Below are 22,652 nucleotides of genomic sequence, written 5' to 3'. Positions count from 1 at the left end.
CCGGCCTTGTCCACCCCCTTTTTCAGAAGACCGTAGCACAGCGGCATGCCGACCCCAAAGGCCGGTATGAATCGCTCGCGAGAGACGGGACACGGGGGTGTTCCTGCCGTTGCGGGGCGCTATCGTAATTGCTGTCCAATGAGTCAAATTAATATGCAGGCTTCCAGGTTCCACAAATGGACATCGTATGGGGTTATTCACAATATTCCGAGAAAAATCGCCGTGATTTTGTACCATCATTGACAGCCCGCTCAAATTATTCTAATGATCGTTTAGGAAAAAAATAGAGGATTCGGGTTGGCGGGCCAAGGCTCTCCCGGATCGCAAATGGAGAGGATGCTGGGATGGATAGAAAACGCATGTTCATGCTGTCGGGCGCGGTTTTCGTTGCGATTTCGGCCGGCGCCGCTTCGGCGCAGGAGGCGCAGCCCGCGCAAGGCGAAAACGAGATCATCGTGACGGCGCAAAAGCGCTCCGAGAATATCCAGGACGTCCCCATCTCGATCGCGGCCTTTTCCAGCGCGCAGATGGAGCAGGCCAATATCGCCGATATTGCCGACCTGGGTCGCGTGGCGTCGAACTTTTCGGTCACCAAGCCGGGACAGGCCGCGAACGTCCGGATTTCCGTCCGCGGCATTGCCTCCTCCAGCAACACGGCGACCGAACCGAGCGTCGCGTCGTTCGTCGACGGCATCTATATCCCGCGCCCCGGTGCCGTCATCACCAGCTTTCTGGACATATCGGCGGTCGAAATCCTGCGCGGGCCGCAGGGAACGCTGTTCGGGCGCAATGCCAGCGTCGGCGCCCTCAGCCTTCGCACGGCGGAGCCCGAGCAGAGCTTTTCCGGCCGCCTGACCGGAGAGATCGGCAACGCCGACCGCTACAAGATCGACGGTTACATCAACGTCCCGCTGTCGGGCAATGTCGCGGTTCGCGTGGCGGCGCTGCGACAGTGGTTCGGCGGATATTGGCACAACCGCCTCGACGGCAAGCAGTTCGGGGGCGCGGACGATTTCGTCACGCGCGGATCGATCAAGGCGGAGTTTGGAAACATCACCTGGCTGGTGCGCGGCGACTATGCCGAGACCAGGGGAGACGGCGGATATAATGCCGACTTCATCGCTTCGTCGATCAGCCCCGCTCAACTCGATGCCTTGCAGGCGCGGCTCGGGGGGCTTCTCCCCGACACCGAAATCGGGGACCGCAACGCGAATTTCGTCCGCGTCGGCGACTTGCGCGACCGGCAATGGGGTGTCAGCAGCGACCTTTCGCTGGATAGCGGCGGGTTCACCTTCCGGCTGATCAACAGCTACCGGGACTGGACCTCCTCGCAGATCGACGGCGACCTCGGCTATCTGCCGGTGCCGCTGGTGACGCGCACCGGCGATTACGACAGCGAGAGCCAGAGTCACGAGCTTCAGATCATTTCGCCCAGCGACGAGCTTCTCGGCGGGAAGCTGGATTTCGTGGCGGGGCTTTATTATTTCGAAGAGGATTATCGGATCGGGGAAGGCTTCAACCTTCAAAGCGGCTTCTGCGGCCTCGCCGCCAGTGCCGCGCAGAGGCCGGCTTGCAACGCCTCCCTGGTTTCTCCCGGCGGCGACGGGGCCACGGACCTTCAATTCTCGCAGAACGTCAAGAGCTATGCCGTCTACGGCCAGTCCACCGTTCATCTGACGGACCGGCTCGACGCCACGCTTGGCGTCCGCTGGACGCGCGATGAAAAGCGCGGCCTGTTCGATCAGAAGGTCAACAATCCCTTCGGCGCGGCGCTGCGGGCCACCGAGCTTACGCCGCTGTCCCTGAACGACAGCAAGGTGACGTGGCGGGCCAATCTGTCCTACAAGCCGACCGACGACCTGATGCTCTTCGCCACCTATTCGACGGGATACAAGTCGGGTGGATTCAATTCGGGCGGCGGCACGCCGGCGCTTGGTCAGCGGCGCCTGTTCGCCCGCGAAGAAGTCGACAATTACGAGCTCGGTGTGAAATCGAGCTGGCTGGACGACAGCTTGCAGGCCAATCTGACGCTCTATCGCATGGACATCGGCGGTTATCAGGACCGCGGCTTCGACGGCACCAGCTTCGTCGTCCGCAATGCCGGCAGCCTGCGGCAGCAAGGCATGGAATTCGACGTCGTCATGCGGCCGGTCCGCGATTTCTCGGTCACTGCGTCGCTTGCCTATCTGGACTCGAAGTTCACCAGCTATGAATTCGGGCCCAACCTGCCCGGCCTTTCGGGAACGCAGGACCTGAAAGGGCAACGTGTGGCCTTCGCGCCGGAGTTCACCGGCAATGTCGCGGCGGAATGGCGCGGCGACATCGGGTCGAACCTCGAATGGAGGATGAACGGCAATATCTCGTTCCTCTCCGACTATTTCAGTTCGGTCAATGACGGGAACCCGCAAACCATCATGGACGGCTTCGCGCAGATCGGTGCCCGATTCTCGATCGGAAGCATGGACGAGCGCTGGACCCTCGCCCTGTTCGGCAACAACCTGACCAACCAGTCCTTTTGCTCGTCCACCGCCTATCAGCTTCTCGACGGTCCCCTGGGACTGCGGAACGGGGTCTTCCCCGGAAGCACGGCGATCCGCTGCATCCACGGCGAGCCGCGAACCTATGGCGCATCCGCCACGGTCCGCTTTTGAGGATCGGCAGCGTGACCGGGTCGGTTGAAAACGGGGGCGGCAGCGTGGCCGCGGTTCGCGCCGCGGTCACAGGCTGCGCCGACCGCCCCGCGATCATAACCCGGCATGCCGAACTCGACTGGGGCGGCACGCTGGAGAGCGCGGCCCGCATCGCCGGCGCGTTGCGGTCGCTGGGTGTCGGGCGCGGCGACCGGGTGGCGATCCTGGCGGCGAACGACGGCCTCTATGTACAGCTTTATCTGGCGATCCCCTGGATCGGGGCCGTGCTGACGCCGTTGAACTGCCGGTGGAGCGTGGCGGAAAATGCCTTTGCCCTGGCCGATTGCCGACCCGCGCTGATGATCGTGGGCGAAGGGTTCGAACAGGCGGCGCAGGACGCGATCGCGCGAAGCGGGCTTTCGCTTCCAGTCGTTTCGTCCGGCGCGCTGCGCCCCGAATGGGTACCGGCCAGCGAGTTTTCGGGACACGCGCCCGTCCCCCCCGAACAGGTGGACGGCGATGCACTGTGGGGCATTTTCTATACGGGCGGGACCACCGGCCGCGCCAAGGGGGTTATGCTCAGCGGAGCGAACGTCGCCGGCAACTCGCAAACCGTGCGCACGCTTGGCGTGTTTCCCGATGGCTGTCGCGCGCTCATCGCGGCGCCGCTCTTTCACCTCGCCGGCGCATCGGCGCTCATGTCGACGATGCTGGCCGGGGGCGCCGCGGTCGTGGCGCCGGGCTTCCATCCCGCCGAAACGCCGCGACTGATCGCCGACAAGGGCGTCACCGACGCCTTTCTGGTTCCGGCGATGATCCGGATGGTCCTCGACGATCCGGGTTTCGATCCGGGCCTGCTGTCGGGCGTGCAGCGGATTCTCTATGGCGCCTCGCCAATGTCGGAGGCGTTGCTCGACCGCATCGCGGCCGCGGCTCCGCACGCCCAGTTCTACCAGGCCTATGGAATGACGGAAACCTCCGCGGCGGCGACGCTGCTCACCCCGGACATGCACCGGGGCGTGAATCGCCGGGCGGGCAAGCACCGCAGCGCCGGCCGGGCGATCCCCGGCACCGAGGTACGCATCGTCGACCCGGCCGGCCGCCCCGTCGCGGCGGGCGATGTCGGCGAGATACTAGTGCGCGGACCGGGCGTCATGCTCGGCTATTGGGAGCAGCCCGAGACGACGGCCGCTGCGCTGGCCGACGGCTGGATGCACACCGGCGACGGCGGATATCTGGACGAAGGCGGATTGCTGTTCGTCGTCGACCGGATGAAGGACATGATCGTTTCGGGCGGCGAGAACGTCTACTCCGCCGAGGTCGAAGCCGTGCTCGACAGTCACTCGGCCGTCGCGCAGTGCGCCGTGATCGCGGTGCCGGACGCCCGCTGGGGCGAGCGCGTCCATGCCGTCGTCGTCTTCCATCCCGACACGGACGCCGGCGAAGATGAGCTGGGGGCATACTGCCGGGACAGCATAGCCGCCTATAAATGCCCGAAATCGTTCGAGTTCGTCCCGGCTCTGCCGCTGTCCGCCGCGGGCAAGGTGCTGAAGGCCGAGTTGCGGGCGCGGCACTGGGCGGGGCGGTCGTCCAACGTCTCCTGACCGAGTTCCATCATTTTTCCAAGGAAGTGAACCGATGAAGAATGTGCATGTTGCCGGTGTCGGCATGATCCCCTTCACCAAGCCGAGCCAGGCCGAGGACTGGGACGTGATGGCCGAAAAGGCGGTTCGGCTCGCGCTGGCCGATGCCGGGATCGGCTATGACCAGGTCGAGCAGGCCTATGCCGGTTACGTCTATGCTGATTCGACCGCGGGCCAGTCCGCGCTGTACCGCGTCGGCATCACCGGCATCCCGATCGTCAACGTCAACAACAATTGCTCGACCGGGTCGACCGCGCTGTATCTCGCGCGGCAGATGGTGGCGTCGGGGGCCGCCGAATGCGTCCTCGCCGTCGGGTTCGAACAGATGAGTCCGGGCGCCATCGGCATGATCTTCAACGACCGGAAACGGGTGATGGACCTGCACCAGTCGGTGCAGGAGGAGATTCAGGGCGTGGCCGAAGGCGTGCCCTTCGCCGCCCAGCAGTTCGGCGGCGCCGGCATCGATTATCAGCAGCGTTACGGCATCGGCGACGAGGTTTTCGGGATGATCGCGGTGAAGGCGCGGCGGCACGCGGCGGGCAATCCGCTGGCGCTGTTCCGCGATCCGCTGACGCTGGAAGAAGTCATGGCCGCCAAGCCGCTCTACGGCCCGGTCACGCGGCTCCAGGCCTGCCCGCCGACCTGCGGCGCGGCCGCGGCGATTCTCGTTTCGCCGGCTTTCGCGGCGCGGCACGGTCTCGATGCGTCGGTGGAAATCGTCGCGCAGGCATTGACGACCGACACTGCCGCCGCCTTCGAAAACCGATCGATGATGAGCGTCGTCGGCTACGACATGTCGAAGGCCGCCGCCGATCAGGTCTATGCGGCGGCGTCGATCGGGCCCGACGACGTCGACGTGGTGGAACTGCACGACTGTTTCACGCCCAACGAGCTCATCACCTATGAGGCGCTCGGCCTGACCGCGGAAGGGACCGCCGAGCGCTACATCCGCGACGGTCAGAACAGCTATGGTGGCAAGCATGTCGTCAATCCGTCGGGCGGCCTGTTGTCCAAGGGACACCCGCTCGGCGCGACCGGCCTCGCCCAATGCTATGAACTGACGCATCAGCTTCGCGGCACGGCCGACCGGCGGCAGGTCGAAGGCGCGCGCGTCGCGCTCCAGCACAATATCGGGCTGGGCGGCGCCTGCGTCGTCACCCTGTACCGAAAGGCCGGCGCGGCATGATCGATCGCGAAAAGCATATCGGGCAGGCGTCCGAACCCCGCACGGTGGAGGTCGAGCGCGGCTTCCTGCGCTTCTTCGCGGAGGCGACCGGGGAAACCGACCCCGTCTATTTCGACGATGCGGCCGCGCTGGCCGCCGGGTTCCGGGCCCTCCCGGCACCGCCGACCTACCTCTTCTCGCTCAACATGGCCGTCCCCGCGAAAATCGGCGCGGTCCTCGATCCGGTGAACGGGATGGGCGTCGATATGAGCCGCATTCTGCATGGCGAACAGAGCTTCACCTATCACCGCCCGATCTGCGCGGGCGATCGCCTGACCTTGGTGACGACGACCCGGGACATCTACGCCAAGAAGGGCGGGGCACTGGAATTCGTCGTTCAGGACACCACGGCGCACGACGAGAACGGCGTGCTCGTGGCGGAAATGGAAAGTGTGACGGTGGTGCGCAATGGCTGAGTCTCTCGCAGTGGGCACCATATTGCCCGAACTCGTTCGCGGTCCGATCGATCGCACCACCCTCGCATTGTTCGCGGGCGCCAGCCACGATCATGTCCGGCTCCATATCGACAGCGACTATGCCCACGACGCCGGGATGGGCGACGTCTTCGCGCACGGCATGTTGTCGATGGCCTATCTTGCGCAGGCGCTGCGCAGCTGGGCGCCGCAGGATCGCATCCGGCGCTGGAACGTGCGGTTCACCGCGATCACCCCGCTCTACGCGACGGTCCGCTGCACCGGCGAGGTGCTGGAGGAAATCGAGATGGACGGCGAGCGCGCCCTGCGCATCGCGATCGCCGCCTTCATCGACGACGGTACGCAGACGCTCGCGGGCGAAGCGCTGGTCGCGGTCGCTTGAAACAACAAGGAAGACGGATATCATGGCATTGAAACTGGAAGGCAAGGTTGCGCTCGTATCGGGATCGGGACGCGGCATCGGCCGCGCGGTCGCGCTGAAGCTGGCTTCGGAAGGCGCGGCCGTCGTCGTCAACGATCTCGACGAGGCGCCGGCGCTCGAAACCATCGCGGCGATCGAGGCCGCGGGCGGCCGCGCGGCGGCGTGCATCGGCAATGTGACCGCGCCCGATTTCGGTGAGCGCTTCGTCCAGACGGCGCTCGACCGGTTCGGCGGCCTGCATATCATCGTCAACAATGCGGGCTACACGCGCGATGCCGTGATCCAGCGGCAGAGCGACGAGCAGTTCCAGGCGATGCTGGACGTGCACACCGTCGCGCCGTTCCGCATCCTGCGCGCCGCCGCCGAGCCGATCCGCCTGTTCGCTAAGCAGGAGGCGGCAGAAGGCCGCGAGGTCATCCGCAAGGTCGTCAATATCTCGTCGATCGCCGGCACGAACGGCAATGCCGGACAGGTCAATTATTCGGCCGCCAAATCGGCGCTGATCGGCATGACCAAGACGATGTCGAAGGAGTGGGGGCGCTATAAGGTCTGCGTGAATTGCGTCGCCTTCGGCTTCATCGAGACGCGGCTGACCAAACCCAATGACGATCCGGATTCGCGCATCGGCATCGAAGGACAGGAAATCCAGGCGGGCGTCCCTCGCCAGATGCTGGAGATGCTGAAGACCGCGGTTCCGCTGGGCCGAGCTGGTCTGCCCGAGGAAGCGGCCGGCGGCGTCTATCTGATGTGCGCGCCGGAGAGCGATTATGTCAGCGGTGAAATCCTGTTGGTCGGCGGAGGCGTCAGCCTCTAGCCATCCTGGGTCGGGCATTGGGAGAAAGAGGGTGAAGGATCGATTCCGCGTGGCGCTGCCAAACCTCGAAAGGACAGTATGATGATCAGATCGATAGCCGCAGCCATTCATGCGGGCTGCCGGTTCGAACTCAGGCAGTCGCGCCTGGGGTTGACCATATTGCTGGGGGGTCTGGCGGTCGCCAGCTTCACCCCATCGGCTATGGCCGCTTTCCATTCGCAGCGCGGACAGGGCGCCAGTGCGTGTTTCTGGTTTGGGCCGTATGTCAAAGACAATCCGGGATTCAATGTCGGTTTCCCCGATACCGGAGCGGCATATTGGTCGGCGAACATCGCCATGCCGGTCGGGTCGAAGATCGTGCTTAGGGGGCAGTACGCACATGCCCGCTACCAATCGGTCAGCGCCTATGAAGCAAATGGCGCGGCGCTTGATTCGCTGACCGACTACCAGATTGCCCCCGACCGGGGCTCGCGTAACCCTTTCCTTCCCGGCGAACGGCGAACGGGTGAGAAAAATCGATCATTCACCGTGGAAATCCGGAACGAAGCTGTCCCTGCCTCAGATCGGGCATCCAACACATTATATGCGAAGGCATCAGCGAGCGATCGGCAAATCCTGATCTTCCGTCTGTATGTTCCCGACCAGAACCGAGACCTGACCGGCGGCGTGGGACTGCCGACGCCAGAGCTCGTGCTCGCCGATGGACGCCGTATGACCGGCAAGGCCGCTTGCGCCGCGCTCAACGTCGCGGCGGAGATCGTACCGATCCCGATACCCACCAAGGCGCAGTACGCGGCGCTTCGCGACCGGCCGGGGGCACCGGATGGTTTCCCGGCCCAGAATCCGCCGGTATTCCATGCCTTCTATAATCCGAAGTTTCGAACCGCGTGCCTGTACAGCCTGAATCCGGGGGTCGACTGTCGTCCCGCCACGGCCCCGGCGCGCGCTGGCGGCCTCTACCCGAACATCGACAACAATTATATCGCTGCCTATTTGAGCCGCCGCTACGGAAAGGTGCTCGTGTTCCGGGGGAAATTGCCGACGGTGCCGACAACCTACAACCGCAACCCGCGGTCGTCGGAGGGGCAGCTGCGCTACTGGTCGATCTGCCAGACCGAAAGCATCGCAACAACCCGGACCACGTCCTGCCTTTACGACGAGCAGGTTCCCATCGATAGCGATCGCAACTATGTGATCGTCAGCAGCCTCGACAGCGACCGTCCCAAGAACGCGACCGCGAAATGCGGCGTTGGCTTCCTGTCATGGTCTGCCGTCGGCGACGGGGCAGGTCATCTCGACGACGCCTATATATATGTGCGCAACTTGCTTCCTTCGTCCAGTTTCTCCCATGCGAACCAGAATACGAAGCTGCCGGGCGATGAGGCGGCGGTGCTGGGCGATTACCTCCCCCGGGGGGAGTATATGAGCATCGAGGAGTTCGAGAAAATGGGGTGCCCGGCCAGTCGCGACGAGCGCTAGCGGGGTATGGCCGACCTGTAATGGCGCAAGGCTGCATGCGCGCTACACGCCGAGGGCGCCAAGGCAGTCGTGGTCCGCCGCCGCGGCGGCAAATCGTCCGGCGACCGCGATGTTGTTTTCCTCGGACTGCATCTCGACCGGGTTCACGGTCCAGAAGAACAGGCCGTAGGCATCGTGCAGGATATAGTCTTCCCATGCCGTCCGCAGCGCGATCGCGGGGCCGCCGAGTGCGTGCAGTTCGGTCAGATAGTCCTGCAGGAGATCGCGCTCGCAATGCCGTCTGTCGTCGATGCTCAGGGTCGAGCCGACGAGATAGTTCACGTCATGCGCCCACGACCCGCGCGCCAGCGTCTGCCAGTCGTAGAAGCCCAGCGCTCCCTCCTCGTCGATATAGGTGTTCCCGATATGCGGATCGCCGTGGAGCAGGCAGAATGGTTCCGTCAGATGCGATTGCCGCAGCCTGTCGAGCGCCGCGCCCATTCGCGCGACGTCGCGCGCAAAGGCGGGAAGCTGGGCCGCGCGCGGCAGCGTCATGATTTTCGCCCAGGTCACCGGCTCGCGCTGCCGCGCTTCGTGCCCGCCGCCCGGCAGGGCGGGGCCGAGGCTGGTGATGGTGTTGAGGAACGCCCCGTTCCACCATCTGGCGTGGATTTTCGCCAGTTGCCGCAACCCGCTGCGCACCGCGTCGACCGCCACTGTTTCGGTGGCGAGGTTGAAATGGATGTCCCGCAGCGTAAGGTCTTCCATGACGATGACCGACTGGCCGGACGCGTCGAATTCGGCGAAAAAAGCCTGCGGACAGCGCATGCCGAGTTCGGGCTGGAGCGATTTGTAAAAGACCGCCTCGTTGATGTAGCGGCCCCGCGGCATCAGATATTCGCTGTTCGGCGAATAGGCGCCCTTGACGCAGACCGATGCGGGCAGGGGGCGGTCGGGGGTGCCGCCCTCGGCGACGATTTCCATGAGCATCTTGGTCCCGGTGCCCTGGATGACGAGGGTGGGTTTCGCCGCATGCACCCTGGCCGCGGGCGCGTGGGTCCGCAGCGCCTGCTGCATCCAGTCGGCGGTGAAATCGTCGAGCGTCTTGGGAAGTGCGAATGCTGCCATCTGTCCGTCCTTGAAAATCATGCCGCCGTGCCGGGTCTTCCCGGGCCGTCGCGGTCGGCGAGAATCATGTCGGCCGCCTTTTCGCCGATCATGATGGCGGGGGCGTTCGTGTTGCCCGAGATGAGCCGGGGCATGATCGACGCGTCGGCGACGCGGAGACCCTCGACGCCCCGGACGCGCAGCCGCGGGTCGAGCACGGCGAGGGCGTCGTCGCCCATCCGGCATGTTCCGACCGGGTGATAGAGCGACGTCCCGCTGGATCTGGCATAGTCGAGAAGCTCGGCGTCGGTCTCGATTCCGGCGCCGGGCCGCAATTCGCTCTCGATATAGGGCCGCAGGGCGGGTTGCGACGCGATGGCGCGCGCCCAGCGCAGGCCCTGGACGGTGACGGACCGATCCTCGGCCTCGGCCAGATAGTTGGGCGCGATGGCGGGATGATCCCGCGGATCGGACGACCGGATCGTCACCGAACCCCGCGATTGCGGCCGCATGTAATAGGCGGAAAAGGTCATGCCGGGCTGGCGTTCGAGCGTCATCGCGATGAACCGCTTGCGCCCCGTCGCCGCCAGGTCGGCGGTCGCGGGCAGGATGTGGAACTGGATATCGGGCGTCTCCAGCTCCGGCCGTGACTTGCAGAAGGCGCCGACCGCCGCCGCCGCGAAGGTCAGAAGGCCGCGGCGCCGGAGCGCATAGCGGGCGATCTGGCCCGCAAGCCGTATCCCTTGCGTCAGCTCGTTGACCGACTTCACGCCGGGACGCAGCCGGAAGGCGGTGGCCACGCCGAAATGATCCTGCAGATTCCGGCCGACCTGCGGACTGTGGAAAACGGGTCGGATCCCGAGGGCGCTCAGCAGGCTGGCGTCGCCGATGCCGGAAAGCTGAAGCAACTGCGGCGAGTTGATCGCGCCCCCGGCGAGGATGATTTCGCGGCGCGCCAGAATCCTGTGGATCGCGCCATGCGCCGAATATTCCACGCCGACCGCTCGCCCGCCCTCGAAGAGTATCCGCAAGGCAAGCGCATTGGTCCGCACGTCGAGATTGGGGCGCGTCATCACCGGATGGAGGTAGGCGACCGCGGCGGAGCATCGCCGGCCGTTGCGCGTGGTCTGCTGATACCAGGTCGCGCCTTCCTGTTCGGCGCCGTTGATGTCGTCCCGCCGCGGTATTCCAGCCTGCCGGCAGGCATCGAGCAAGGCTTCGCCGACCGCGAATCTTTCGCGCTGGTCGCCGACATGCAGCGGCCCGCCGACGCCGTGCCATTCATCCTCGCCATTCTCCTGGTCTTCGGCGCGCCGGAAATAGGGGAGCACATCCTCCCACGACCAGCCGGTGCATCCGAGCTGACGCCAATGGTCATAGTCCTGCGGCTGGCCACGGACATAGATCATGCCGTTGATGGAGGATGTGCCGCCGAGCACCTTTCCGCGCGGCCAGGAATAGACGCGGTTTCCGGTGGACGGGTCGGGCTCGGTGCGGAAGTTCCAGTTGACCTTCGGGTCCGCGAGCGTCTGGGCATAGCCGGCCGGAACGTGGATCATCAGGTTCGACAGCCACTGCCCGGCGTTGCGATGCGGCCGGTCGTCTCCCCCCGCCTCGAGAAGGACGACGCGGTCGTCGGGGCGGGCGGACAGCCGGTTGGCGAGCACGCACCCGGCCGATCCCGCGCCGACAATCACATAATCCGCAACCGCAGGCTCCATCGGCGGGCACCCGTTCCAACCCGGCCGCCCGTCGCGACCGTTTCACACATCACCTTGGCCGAAAAAAAGGTATGACACAATACGATATTGTTCTAGACTAAATCGGGATGCTACGATAAATCCCGTTTCCGAAACGGCGAAAACGCCGGCGGAGCCTGGTGGAGAGGAGAGCCATGAAGGCCATTGTCGATGTCGGGAAATGTAGCGGACATGCGCGCTGCGTCGCGGTCGCGCCGCATGTCTTCGTGCTCAATTCGGACGGTTACAACGAACGGGCGATCAACCCTGTGCCCGCCGGACATGAGGTAGAGGGGCGCCGCGGCGCCCGCGCCTGTCCGGAACGGGCGATCCGCATCGTCGAAGACGGCGAAGAGGCGGAGGCGGGCCGGTGAGTGGCGGATGCCCGTCGCGGCCCGACATCGCGCCGGACATGGTGCGGCGCTGGGATCTGGCGCGCGAAACCGAAGCGGTCGGCTGCCCCTTCGTTGCCGCCAGCAAGCTGCACGACGGCCCCGACATCTTCTTCAACCTTTCGGACGACCTGAGGAACGTCGACGGCGGAAGCTGGATCGTCACGCGCGCCGACCTGCAACGCGAGGTCCTCCAGAAATCCGAACTCTTCTCCAGCCGCGGCATTTCGGGATTCTCGGCCATATTGGGCGAAAGCTGGCCGCTGATGCCCGTCGAGCTCGATGCGCCCGATCACATGCGGTACCGCAAGCTGATCAACCCGCTCTTTTCGCCGCGGCGCATGGACGAGATCGAGGCCGGCGTGCGCGAATCCGCGATCGAACTGATCGAGGCGGTCCGGCATCGCGGCGGATGCGAATTCATGACCGCCTATGCCCGCGAACTGCCCGTCAACGTCTTCCTCCGGCTGATGGGGCTGCCGCTGGCAGAGGTCGATACCTTCCGGAAATGGGAGGACGAGATGATGCACAGCGACGATGTCGCGGTTCGCGCCGGCGCCGCGCATGCGCTCAAGGCCTATCTGCTCGACATCATCGGCCGCCGCCGCGCCGAGCCGACCGACGATCTGATCAGCCATCTGGTCACCGCGACGCTCGACGATCGGCCGCTCGACGACGATGCTGTCCTCGGCCTGTGCTTCTTCCTCTATATCGCGGGGCTCGACACGGTGGCGGCCACGCTGAGCTTCATCTTCGCGACATTGGCGGAGCAGCCCGACCTCCAGAATCGCCTGCGATCGACGCCGGCCGAAATTCCCGAGGCGGTGGAGGAACTGATCCGCGCCTTCGGCACGGTGGTGACCAGCCGCTATCTGACCGAGGACACGGTGTTCCACGGCGTCGCCATGCGCAAGGGGGACAGGGTGATCACGCCGCTCGGCGTCGCATCGCGCGACCCCGCCGAATATGAGGACGCCAACACGCTGAACATCGACCGGCTGAGCACGCGGAACATCTCCTTCGGGGCGGGGCCGCATCGCTGCATCGGATCGCATCTGGCGCGGCGCGAGATCACGCTCACGCTCGAGGAATGGCTCGCGCGTATCCCCGAGTTCCGGCTGGCGCCGAACGGCAAGCCCGTTCCCAACGTCGTCACCGTCTGGGGCCACGACACGCTGCAGCTCGAATGGTGAGCCCGGACCGGTCCATGCGCCGGCGCGGCCGGATCGCTTGCCGCGGGTTGCCGGGAGCCCCCGAACGGCCGGAGTACGACCTTTGAACGATCACCGGCGGATCGCCCCCGTGGCGCGGCCCGACGCGCTCTATATCGACGGGGCGTGGACGCGCGCCTTGACGGGCCGGCGGATCGCGGTCGCGGATGCGGCCACCGCAACAGTCTTCATGGAGGTGGCCGAGGCCGGAACCGACGACATCGCGCTGGCTGTGCGGGCGGCGCGGGAGGCATTCGACGCGGGCCCCTGGACGCAGATGACTCACGACGAGCGGGCCGCTTATCTTCGCGCGATCGCGGACCGGCTGGAGGGGCGGCTCGCCGACCTCAAGTCGCTCTGGATCGCGGAGACGGGCATCACGACCACGCATGCCGACCGGGTCATGCCTTCGATCCCCGACGGCTTTCGCTCCTATGCCGGCCTCGCCGACAGCTTTCCCTTCAGCGAGGAGCACGCCTCCTCCGTGGGCGGCCGTGCCTTGCTCCTGCGCGAGCCCGTCGGCGTCGTCGCCGCGATCATTCCCTGGAACGCGCCCGTTTCGATGATCATGCACAAATGCGCGCCGGCGCTTCTCGCCGGCTGCACGATCGTCCTGAAGGCGTCGCCGGAAGCGCCGGGCGCCGCCTATATCTTTGCCGAAATCTGCGACGAGGTGGGGTTGCCCCGCGGCGTGGTCAACATGGTCACCGCTGACCGGCACGCGTCCGATGCCCTGGTGCGCGACCCGCTGGTCGACAAGATATCGTTCACCGGATCGACCGAGGTAGGCCAGCATATCGGCGCGGTGTGCGGTTCCCGCGTCGCGCGCTGCACGCTCGAGCTGGGGGGGAAGTCCGCCGCGATCGTTCTCGACGATTTCGACATAGGGCAGGCGGCCGCCACGATCGCCGGCGGCGCCACCTTCCTCTCCGGCCAGGTGTGCGCTGCGCTGACGCGGGTGGTCGTCCGCCGCGACCGGCACGATGCCATGGTGGAGGCGCTCCGTTCGGCTTTCGAAACCGTCCGGGTCGCCGATCCCTTCGATCCTGCGACGGGCATGGGGCCGGTGGCGAGCGAGCGGCAGCGCGCGCGGATCGAGCAATATGTCGAAGGGGCGGTTGCGGAGGGCGCCACGCTGGCGTGCGGCGGCGCGCGTCCCTCCAACGGCCTGGACGGCTTTTTCGTGGCGCCGACGGTGTTCGGCCATGTATCGAACGCCATGACGATCGCGCGCGAGGAGGTGTTCGGGCCGGTGCTTTCGGTCATTCCCTGCGCCGACGAACGCGAGGCCGTCGCGCTCGCGAACGACAGCCTGTACGGGCTGAACGCCGCCGTGTTCACCGCTTCCGCCGACCGCGCCCTCGACGTGGCCCGGCAGATTCGCGCCGGCAGCGTCGGGCATAACGGTTCGCGGCCCGATTTCGGCATCGCATTCGGCGGCTTCAAGCGATCGGGAATCGGTCGCGAAGGCGGCGCGGAGGGCCTGCGGTCGTTCCTCGAAACGAAGACGGTCGTTCTGGCGCCCTGAACGGGCGCTCGGCCGAATTAAGAATGCTTCAATAAAGTATTGACACATACCATATGTAACGATACATATCCGTCGAACAAATAAGGAAGCGGGGAGTCCCGCACCGAATGGGAGGGACGGAAGATGGGTTCCAAGATAGTTGCGCTCGTTGCGGGCTGCTCGATATTCGGCCTCGCCGGTGGGCAGGCCTGGGCCCAGGCTGCATCGCCGGCGGACAGCGCGCCGACCGACGCCGGCGCGCGCGCCGACCAATATGGCTATGACTCGCAGGACATCGTCGTCACCGCCCGCAAGCGCGAGGAATCGCTGAGCAAGGTGCCGGTGGCGGTTTCCGCATTTTCGGGCGCGAAGCTCGAGGAAACCGGGATCAAGTCGGCGCTCGACATCGGCAATTTCACCCCCGGCCTTCGTGTGGCGCAGAGCCTTCAGGCGGACAGCAGCGCGGTCTTCACCCTCCGCGGCCAGGCGGCGAGCGAAATCCAGCTCACCTTCGACCAGCCGGTCGGCGTCTATGTCGACGGCGTCAACTATCCGCGCGTCTATGGCCTGTCGGCAGCCTTTTTCGACCTCGACCGCATCGAGGTGCTGAAAGGGCCGCAGGGAACCCTCTATGGCCGCAACACGACGGGCGGCGCGATCAACCTCGTTTCGAAGAACGCCGATTACGACGGCGAGCACGGCTATATCTTCGCCGAGTTGGGCAACCATGCCAGCCGCCGGGTCAACGGCGCGATGAATGTCGAACTCGTCGACGACAAGCTCGCGGCGCGCATCGCCTTTCAGAACTGGACCCGCGACGGCTACGGGACATCGCGCATCACCGGTCAGGATGTCGGCGGCAACAAGAACCAGACCTACATTCGGGGGTCGCTGCAATTCGACCCGACGAGCAATCTGTCGATCGGCCTGAAGGCCGACGTCCTGCGCATTCGGGAAAACGGCCCGCTGCTCACCCCGCGCTTCTACCTCCCGATGACGAACACCGACCAGCAGGTCGCGATCGACCTGGGGCTCGACCCGACATTGCCGGCGAGCATCACGGCGGCACGCGCCGCTCTGCAGGACGCGGTGAATCGCGGAACCGCGGACTTCTTCACGTCCGACATCAACGACAAGCAATTCGACGATCTCGATGCGGTGTCGGTCGGGCTGACCATCGCCTACGACATCAGCGACGCGGTCAGCATCAAATCGATCTCGGGTTTCCGCCGGTTCAAGAACGATCGTCAGATGGACCTCGACGGCACCCGCTTCAATCTGCTGCTCTATGGCGCCGACAGCCCGGGGCCGAACTATTTCCCGCCGTACGCGCTGGTCAAGGACCGGCTGTTCACGCAGGAACTGAACATCACCGGCGAGGCGGGGCCGCTGACCTGGCTGGTCGGCGGGTTCGTCAGCGACGAGAAGGGCGACGATTCGTCGACGAACAATCTGTGGGCGGACCAGATCCGCGTCGTGCAGGGGAACCCCTATACGATCAACCAGACCCATGTGATCGACATCATCAACCGCAGCTGGTCGATCTTCACCCAGAACGACGTGCGGCTGTCCGACCGGATCACGCTGACCGGCGGGCTCCGCTACAACCGCGAGACGAAGGGGCTGACCCAGCTCAACAATCGTTTCGCGCCCTCGACGGGCCTCTATCAGTGCAACACGACCTCGACCGCCGTCGTTACCGATCCGATGCAATGCGCCGTCACGCGCCGGGCGACCTTCGAAGGCTGGTCGTGGCTCGCCAGCATCAGCAACCAGATCACCGACGACGTGCTGCTCTATGCGAAGATTTCGCAGGGCTTCAAGGGCGGCGGCTTCGACACCCGGCCGATCGCTCCGCCGTTCCAGCCGGAAAAGGCACGCGAGATCGAAGTAGGGATGAAGGGACGGCTGCTGGACGGCCTGCTGCGCACCAATATCGCCGCCTATACGACGCGCTATTCGAACAAGCAGGAAACCGCGATCGTTCCGGTCGGCAACGTCAACACCGTGCTGACGACCAACGCCGCGCGTGCGCGGATACGCGGCTTCGAGGCCGATGTGACGCTGCAGCCCGCGCAGGGCCTGTCGCTCGGCGGCACGGTGGCCTATCTGGACGGCAAGTATAACTCCTATCCGACCGCGCTGAACCGGCTCAATCAGGTCGTCGACGCCAGCGGCGAGCATTTCCCGAATCCGCCCTGGACCTATACGTTGAACGCTCGCTATCAGTTCTTTGCGCCCAATGCGCGCATCGCGATGCAGGCCGACTGGTCATGGGCCGCCGGCGCCCGGCCGACCCCCCGCCTCGTCGATCAGGCCCTTCCCGTCGCGCTCGTCGACGAACTGGTCCGCAGCGACGTCGGGCTGCTCAACCTGCGCCTCGATTACACGATCGAATCGGCCGACGTCACGATCGCCCTGTTCGCGACGAACGCGCTCAACAAGAAATATCAGATACTGGGCTCGACCCGCGCCGGCGGTGGCGGGCCTCAGCTGGCCGTGACGCGGGAACCGCGCATGTTCGGGATCTCGTTCCGCAAGTCGTTCGGCGGGGAATAGGCCGACCGGATGCGGCTCGACCGGGCGGCCCCCGATTTCCGGCGGCCGCCCTTTTTCGGTTGCCCGGCGCGGCCCGGGCGGCAGGATGGCGTGGCAAGCTGACAAGGAATCGCGCGTGGACAGGTCAAGCAAGTGGTTTCCCTATCTGGCACTGACCGCACTCGTGCTGGCCGAATTGTCGGCATCCTACGAAACGAGCATGGTGTTCGCCGCCTTGCCGACCCTGCTGCGCGAATTTCCCGATCCGATCGGGGTGAGCTGGCTCGTCACCGGCTATCTCGTCGGCTCGGCCGCCTTCGCGGCGGTCTGCGCGCGCCTCGGCGACCTGTATGGAAGGGCGCGCATCCTCGTCATCATGCTCTTGCTCTCCGCCATCGGCTCCGCGATGGCCGCATGGGCGCCGACGCTGGCATGGCTGATCGCCGGCCGGGCGTTGCAGGGCTCGGCGGGCGCCGTGCTGCCGCTCTGCTTCGGACTGGCGCGCCTGCATCTTCCGGCGCCGATGCTGCCGATCGGGATCGGCGTGCTCGCGGGGACGGCGTCGCTGGGCGCCGGCCTGGGGTTTCTGGCCGGCGCGATCATCGTCGACCATATCTCATGGCGCTGGATGTTCACCCTCAGCTTCGGCCTCGCTCTCGCCGGTGCGGCCATCGCGGCGTGCTTCTTTCCGCTGCGCGGCGCGGGGGCACGGCTGCAGGGCGACCTCGACGTGCTCGGCGGCATCCTCTTCGTTCCCGGCGTGGTGGGGATATTGCTGGCGGCGACCGATGCGTTCCGCTGGGGCGTGCTCGATCCGCGCAGCCTGGCCCTCGGCATCGCGGCGCTGGGCGTGCTCGCGCTCTGGGCGCGCTACGAACTCCGGCATCCGGCGCCGCTGATCGACATCCGCCTTCTGGCGCGCCGGGAGATTCTGCTGGCCAACGGCGTCTTTTCGATGTGCGCCTTCGGCGCGATGCAGACCACGATCATCGTGACGATGCTCGTGCAGCAGCCGACATGGACCCTCGTCGGGCTGGGCGCGACCGCGACGGCCGCCGCGCTCGTCAAATTCCCGGCCTATGCCGTGGGCACCGTCGGCTCGCCCTTCGGGGGATTGCTGACGAGCCGGATCGGCGGCCGGGGCGCGGCGATATGGTCGGCGTCGATCATGACCGGCGGATTGCTCGCCCTTCTGGCCGACCACTCCTCGATCGCGATACTGCTGGCGTTCGGTATCGTGATCCAGATCGGGATATCGATGCTCTATGCGACCGTCGGCAACATCATCGTCCTCGCCGCGCCCACCGACCGGACGAGCGAGGCGGCCGGCCTGTCGAGCGTTCTCCGCGCGATCTTCCAGGCGATCGGCTCGCAGGTCGTGCTGCTTACCCTCGCATCGTCGACGATCGCGCTCGAAGCGGGCGGAAGCCCCGCCTATCCCGACGGCCGCGCCTATGCCCTGGCGCTGATCATCATGGCGGCGGCGGGGGTGGCGGCGATCGCGATGGCCGCCGCACTGAAGAAGGAAGCGGCCGCGCCCCGTCCGGCCGCGGCGTAGCGCCGCTTATTCGGGGTCTTCGTTCGCCAGTTCGAGCAGGTTCGATTTCACGGTCTGCAGCGACCGCAGCAGATTGTCCCGATCCTCGGCCTTCACGTTTCGCAGGATACGCTCGCTCAGCGGACGCAGCCGCTGACGCATCGCCCGGATCGCCTGCCGGCCCTTGTCGGTCACATAGACGCGCCGGACGCGCCGGTCGACGGGATCGTCGCTCCGGCTGATCAGGTCGGAGGCCTCGAGCCCGTCGAGAATCCCGCCCAGCGCCGCCTTGCCGACGCTCAGCACCGCGGCGAGTTCGACCTGGCTCAGCCCGTCCTCCGCCCCCAGGCGCGCGAGCACCCATGCATGCGACCGGGTGACGCCCAGGGGTTTCATATCCTTGTCGAACACGACCCGTCGCAGACGCGCGACGTCGTGCATCAGAACCCCCAGTTCGACGTCCCACTGGTCATATTTTTCGGAATGGCGTGTCATTTGTTCTCCGGCCATCTGTTTCGTATTCAAGCATACTTCATCGCGCAATCCCATTTGGTCAAGGGGCGTCTCCCGCAAAATCGGCCTTGCCACCCGATTTCGTATGGTATAGAACCATACTAGTTCGACGGTGGAGAGGAAATCATGCCCGAATTTAAAGAGATCAAGGTCGAAATCGACGGTCCGGTCGCCACGATCTCCTTCAATCGCCCGGAGCGGCTGAACGCGCTCAACGAAACCATGCACGTCGAACTGCTCGACGCGCTGGCCGAGCTGGACCCGGGCGATGCCGTGCGGGTGATCCGGCTGAAGGGCGAGGGCCGGTCCTTCTGCGCCGGCGGCGACATGGGCCAGATCTATGACAAATATCTCGAGGAATCGCCCCCGAAGGGCGCGAATGCGGCCGATCTCGGCGAGGCGCAGCTGTGGCGCGACCGGGTCTGGCTGCGGACGCTGGCCGACCGGCATCTTCATCTGTGGAGCTATCGCAAGCCCGTGGTCGCGCAGGTGCACGGCTATTGCCTCGGCGCCGGCATCGAACTCATCGGTTCCTGCGACCTCATCTTCTCCGCCGAAAGCGCGCGGTTCGGGCACCCGCCCTCGCGCGCGCACGGCATCCCCGTCACGATCGGCCAGTGGCCGCTCAAGATCGGTTCGATCAAGGCGAAGGAGCTGCTGTTCACCGGCGACATGATCGGCGCCGCCGAGGCCGAACGGCTCGGGATGATCAACGCGGCGGTGTCGGACGATGCGCTCGATGCGCACGTCATGGCGACGTGCCGCAAGATCGCGAACGTTCCGCTCGATGCGCTGACGACGGTCAAGCATCTCGTGAACCGCTGGGACGAGATCGGCGGGCTGCGGACCGCGGTCTATGCCGGCGCGGACTATAACGCGATGTACCACACGACGCCCGCTTTCGACCGCTTCATCGAGATCGCGGCGAAGGACGGCGTGAACGCGGCGATCGCCTGGCGCGATGCGCCGTTCAAGCAAGCCGAATCCTGAACGCGGCCCGTGACGCCGCTTCCGTCAATCCTGGCCGAGGTATCGAACATGCACGATGACGCCCCGGCTCGCGAAAGCGAGCCCTCGATAGCCGACATTCTTACCGCCGCCGGATATCCGGCCGGAATCCGCTTTGCCGACATCGTCGCGAAGATCGCGGCGGCGCCGGCCGACCGGCTGGCGGTCGAATATGAAGACCGGCGGATCAGCTATGGCGAGGCGACGAAGGCGATCGGCGGCATCGCCCGCCTGCTCGAAAGCCGGGGGATCGGACGCGGCGATCATGTCGGCTACATGTTCCGGGGGCACCCGCACGCCCTGTACACGCTTCTCGCGACCACGCTCATCGGCGCGGTGCTGTGCCCGATCAACTATCAGATGAGCGGCGCGCTGCTGACCCGGCTGTTCGAACGCTATCGCCTCTCGCTGGTGATCGCCGACGAAGCCTGTTTCGAAGCGGCGTGCGAAGCCGCCGCGGCGGCCGCGTCGCCGCCGGCTGTCCTCGATGGCCATGGCCCCGAATTCTGCGGCGCGGTCGAGACGGGGCACAGCGTGACGCCCTTTCTGGCGCGCGATTATCCGGCGATCACCGACCCCGCCCTGATCATGGGCACGTCGGGAACCACGGGCGAGGCGAAGGGGGTCGTCCTTGGCCAGTCATGGGCGGGCGGCGGCCTGATCGCGGCGCGCAAATGGGGCTGTTTCGACCATCCGCCGAAAGTCTATATCGCCCTGTCCTGGGGCTATACGGCGGCGGTGTGGCAGACGTGCATCGCCTTCGCGCTCGGCGGCTCGGTGGTCATCCCTCCGCGCTTCAGCGCCAGCCGGCTCTGGCAGGATTTCCATGACCGGAAATGCGATCATATCCACCTGATGGGCACCATGCCGCGCATGTTGCTGAACCAGCCGAAAAAGCCGGAAGACGGCGCCCACGGCAGGATCGTCGTCACGTCGGCGGCGATGCCGGCCGATGCCTGGGTGCCGTTCGAGGAGCGGTTCAATGCGCAGATCTTCGAATGCTATTCCTCGGTGGATTCGGGCGGGTGCTGGATGACCAACGACGGAAGCGCGCCGCCGGGATCGGTCGGCAGGCCGTGGAAGGAATATGAGGCGCGTATCGTCGATGACGACGACCGGGACGTTCCGGACGGGGAGATCGGCGAACTCATCATGCGCGCGCGCGATTTCGCGCCGGTCGTCACCTACTTCAACGACCCCGAGGCGTCGGCGGAGAAGGTGCGCGGCGGATGGGTGCATTTCGGCGACTATTTCCGCCGCGACGCCGAAGGCCATTACTGGTTCGTCGAACGCAAGCGCGACCTGATCCGGCGGCGCGCGATGGGCATCGCGCCCAGCGAGATCGAGACGGTGATCCGCCAGATGCCGGGTGTCGCGGAGTGCAGCGCGATCGCGGTGCCTTCGGACCTGGGGGAAGACGAGGTGAAGCTTGTGATCGTGAAAGACAGCGCATCGGCCATCGCGCCGGCCGACATCGCCGCCTATTCGGCGGAGACGCTGCCGACCTACATGATGCCGAAATATATCGAGATCGTCGATGAACTGCCGCGCACGTTCGGCAGCGAGCGGGTGCAGCGGTTCAAGCTGCGCGAGGCCTGGAACAGCCCCGGAACGTGGGACGTTCCGGCGGCCGGGTATCTGGGCGCATGAGCGGCGCGGGCATCACCGCCGCCGTCGGCGCGGACGCGATTTCGCTTGCCGGACGCCATGTCGTCGTCACCGGCGGCGGGCGCGGCGTCGGCCGGGCGATCGCCGAAGGCGTTCTGGCGCTGGGGGCGAGCGTGACGGTCGTCGACCGCGACCCCGCGGGGCTGGAGGAACTGGAGGCGCAGCATGGCGCCCGGCTGATGGGCGCGGTCGCCGACGTGGTGGACGAGGCGGCCGCCGCACGATGCGTCGACGCCACGCTGGAGCGCTTCGGACGCATCGACGGCCTCGTCAACAACGCGGGAATCCTGCGCCCGGCGCTGATCGAGAAGATGACGATGCAGCAGTGGCGCGAGGTCATCGACGTCCACCTGACCGGCACCTTCATCTGGACGCAGCTCGTCGGCGAGCACATGCTTGCGCGCGCCGAGGCGGGGCACTCCGGCGGGGCGATCGTCAACATCTCGTCGGACGCCGGTCGAACGGGAACGGTCGGACAGCTCAACTATGCCGCCGCGAAAAGCGGACTCCTCGGCATGACGATGGCGACCGCGCGCGAATGGGGGCGTTTCGGCGTCCGGTGCAACAGCGTCGGCTTCGGCGTGATCGAAACCGCGATGACCGAGACGATACGCGGCGAGCGATTCGGGGCCGCGACGCTCGCCCGCATTCCGCTGGGGCGCTGGGGGCAGGTCGAGGAGGCGGCGCATCCCGTCTGCTTCCTGCTGTCCGATGCCGCCTCCTACATCACCGGCCAGCATCTTTTCGCGAATGGCGGCATGTTCATCAGTCTCGCATGATGGATCCCGCATTGCGCCGAATAGGCGG

General features: G+C 65.9%; 18 protein-coding genes. 15 read left to right on the top strand and 3 right to left on the bottom strand.

The genetic code is table 11. The features are described from left to right. Nucleotides 1-344 precede the first annotated feature (344 nt). The 7 genes from SGR02S_RS01260 to SGR02S_RS01230 all read left to right on the top strand — a co-directional run bounded on the left by SGR02S_RS01260 (nt 345) and on the right by SGR02S_RS01230 (nt 8,646). Nucleotides 345-2,651, top strand: a complete 2,307-nt coding sequence (locus SGR02S_RS01260; RefSeq protein ID WP_082796872.1) for a TonB-dependent receptor — start codon at nt 345-347, stop codon at nt 2,649-2,651. Nucleotides 2,652-2,662: 11 nt separating this feature from the next. Next, on the top strand, nt 2,663-4,234 hold the full coding sequence (locus tag SGR02S_RS01255) for an AMP-binding protein (RefSeq protein WP_156482911.1): 1,572 nt from the start codon (nt 2,663-2,665) through the stop codon (nt 4,232-4,234). Between the two features lie 34 nt (nt 4,235-4,268). Continuing rightward, entirely contained in the window at nt 4,269-5,459 is a 1,191-nt protein-coding gene (locus tag SGR02S_RS01250; RefSeq protein ID WP_067105204.1) for a lipid-transfer protein, read from the top strand. Next, on the top strand, nt 5,456-5,914 hold the full coding sequence (locus SGR02S_RS01245) for a MaoC family dehydratase N-terminal domain-containing protein (protein ID WP_067105203.1): 459 nt from the start codon (nt 5,456-5,458) through the stop codon (nt 5,912-5,914). The genes SGR02S_RS01250 and SGR02S_RS01245 overlap by 4 nt, the downstream gene beginning before the upstream one ends. Then, nucleotides 5,907-6,314 (top strand): MaoC/PaaZ C-terminal domain-containing protein, encoded by a 408-nt coding sequence (locus tag SGR02S_RS01240; RefSeq protein WP_067105202.1) that lies wholly within the window; start codon nt 5,907-5,909, stop codon nt 6,312-6,314. Before SGR02S_RS01245 ends, SGR02S_RS01240 begins: the two co-directional genes overlap by 8 nt. Before the next feature lie 22 nt (nt 6,315-6,336). Further along, nucleotides 6,337-7,167: an SDR family NAD(P)-dependent oxidoreductase gene (locus SGR02S_RS01235; RefSeq protein ID WP_067105201.1), complete on the top strand. Its 831-nt coding sequence runs from the start codon at nt 6,337-6,339 to the stop codon at nt 7,165-7,167. An 81-nt stretch (nt 7,168-7,248) separates the two neighbouring features. Further along, complete coding sequence (locus tag SGR02S_RS01230; protein WP_156482910.1) at nt 7,249-8,646, top strand: hypothetical protein; 1,398 nt, start codon at nt 7,249-7,251, stop codon at nt 8,644-8,646. Between the two features lie 42 nt (nt 8,647-8,688). Here SGR02S_RS01230 and SGR02S_RS01225 read toward each other — a convergent pair whose 3' ends face one another. Next, nucleotides 8,689-9,753, bottom strand: coding sequence for a phosphotransferase (locus SGR02S_RS01225; RefSeq protein WP_169799609.1), 1,065 nt, complete (start codon nt 9,751-9,753; stop codon nt 8,689-8,691). A 17-nt stretch (nt 9,754-9,770) separates the two neighbouring features. Then, nucleotides 9,771-11,453: a GMC family oxidoreductase gene (locus tag SGR02S_RS01220; protein WP_067105198.1), complete on the bottom strand. Its 1,683-nt coding sequence runs from the start codon at nt 11,451-11,453 to the stop codon at nt 9,771-9,773. A 173-nt stretch (nt 11,454-11,626) separates the two neighbouring features. On the opposite strand from SGR02S_RS01220, the gene SGR02S_RS01215 reads away from it, so the two are divergent. The 5 genes from SGR02S_RS01215 to SGR02S_RS01195 all read left to right on the top strand — a co-directional run bounded on the left by SGR02S_RS01215 (nt 11,627) and on the right by SGR02S_RS01195 (nt 18,677). Then, entirely contained in the window at nt 11,627-11,845 is a 219-nt protein-coding gene (locus SGR02S_RS01215; protein WP_067105197.1) for a ferredoxin, read from the top strand. Beyond that, nucleotides 11,842-13,056 carry a cytochrome P450 gene (locus SGR02S_RS01210; RefSeq protein WP_067105196.1) on the top strand — a complete coding sequence of 405 codons (1,215 nt, stop codon included), beginning with the start codon at nt 11,842-11,844 and terminating at the stop codon, nt 13,054-13,056. Before SGR02S_RS01215 ends, SGR02S_RS01210 begins: the two co-directional genes overlap by 4 nt. A gap of 82 nt (nt 13,057-13,138) precedes the next feature. Beyond that, nucleotides 13,139-14,602: an aldehyde dehydrogenase gene (locus tag SGR02S_RS01205; protein WP_067105195.1), complete on the top strand. Its 1,464-nt coding sequence runs from the start codon at nt 13,139-13,141 to the stop codon at nt 14,600-14,602. Between the two features lie 123 nt (nt 14,603-14,725). Continuing rightward, nucleotides 14,726-17,140 carry a TonB-dependent receptor gene (locus SGR02S_RS01200; protein ID WP_067105194.1) on the top strand — a complete coding sequence of 805 codons (2,415 nt, stop codon included), beginning with the start codon at nt 14,726-14,728 and terminating at the stop codon, nt 17,138-17,140. Nucleotides 17,141-17,255: 115 nt separating this feature from the next. Continuing rightward, the gene (locus tag SGR02S_RS01195) at nt 17,256-18,677 is read left to right on the top strand and encodes an MFS transporter (protein ID WP_169799608.1); all 1,422 of its coding nucleotides are present in this window, start codon (nt 17,256-17,258) and stop codon (nt 18,675-18,677) included. 6 nt (nt 18,678-18,683) lie between these two features. On the opposite strand, the gene SGR02S_RS01190 is transcribed toward SGR02S_RS01195, so the two are convergent. Beyond that, on the bottom strand, nt 18,684-19,151 hold the full coding sequence (locus tag SGR02S_RS01190) for a MarR family winged helix-turn-helix transcriptional regulator (protein WP_067105192.1): 468 nt from the start codon (nt 19,149-19,151) through the stop codon (nt 18,684-18,686). A gap of 144 nt (nt 19,152-19,295) precedes the next feature. Here SGR02S_RS01190 and SGR02S_RS01185 point away from each other — a divergent pair, with 144 nt between their 5' ends. The 3 genes from SGR02S_RS01185 to SGR02S_RS01175 are packed head-to-tail and all read left to right on the top strand — an operon-like array spanning nt 19,296 to nt 22,624. Further along, nucleotides 19,296-20,159 carry an enoyl-CoA hydratase-related protein gene (locus SGR02S_RS01185; protein WP_067105191.1) on the top strand — a complete coding sequence of 288 codons (864 nt, stop codon included), beginning with the start codon at nt 19,296-19,298 and terminating at the stop codon, nt 20,157-20,159. 48 nt (nt 20,160-20,207) lie between these two features. Further along, on the top strand, nt 20,208-21,827 hold the full coding sequence (locus SGR02S_RS01180; protein WP_067105190.1) for an AMP-binding protein: 1,620 nt from the start codon (nt 20,208-20,210) through the stop codon (nt 21,825-21,827). Then, entirely contained in the window at nt 21,824-22,624 is an 801-nt protein-coding gene (locus SGR02S_RS01175) for an SDR family NAD(P)-dependent oxidoreductase (RefSeq protein WP_067105189.1), read from the top strand. Before SGR02S_RS01180 ends, SGR02S_RS01175 begins: the two co-directional genes overlap by 4 nt. The last annotated feature ends 28 nt before the right edge of the window (nt 22,625-22,652 follow it).

The sequence above is a fragment of the Sphingopyxis granuli NBRC 100800 genome (genome assembly GCF_001591045.1).
GTDB classification, from domain to species: domain Bacteria; phylum Pseudomonadota; class Alphaproteobacteria; order Sphingomonadales; family Sphingomonadaceae; genus Sphingopyxis; species Sphingopyxis granuli.
The sequence above is the reverse complement of the archived record's forward strand: the minus strand, read 5'-3'. Positions and strand labels throughout refer to the sequence as shown.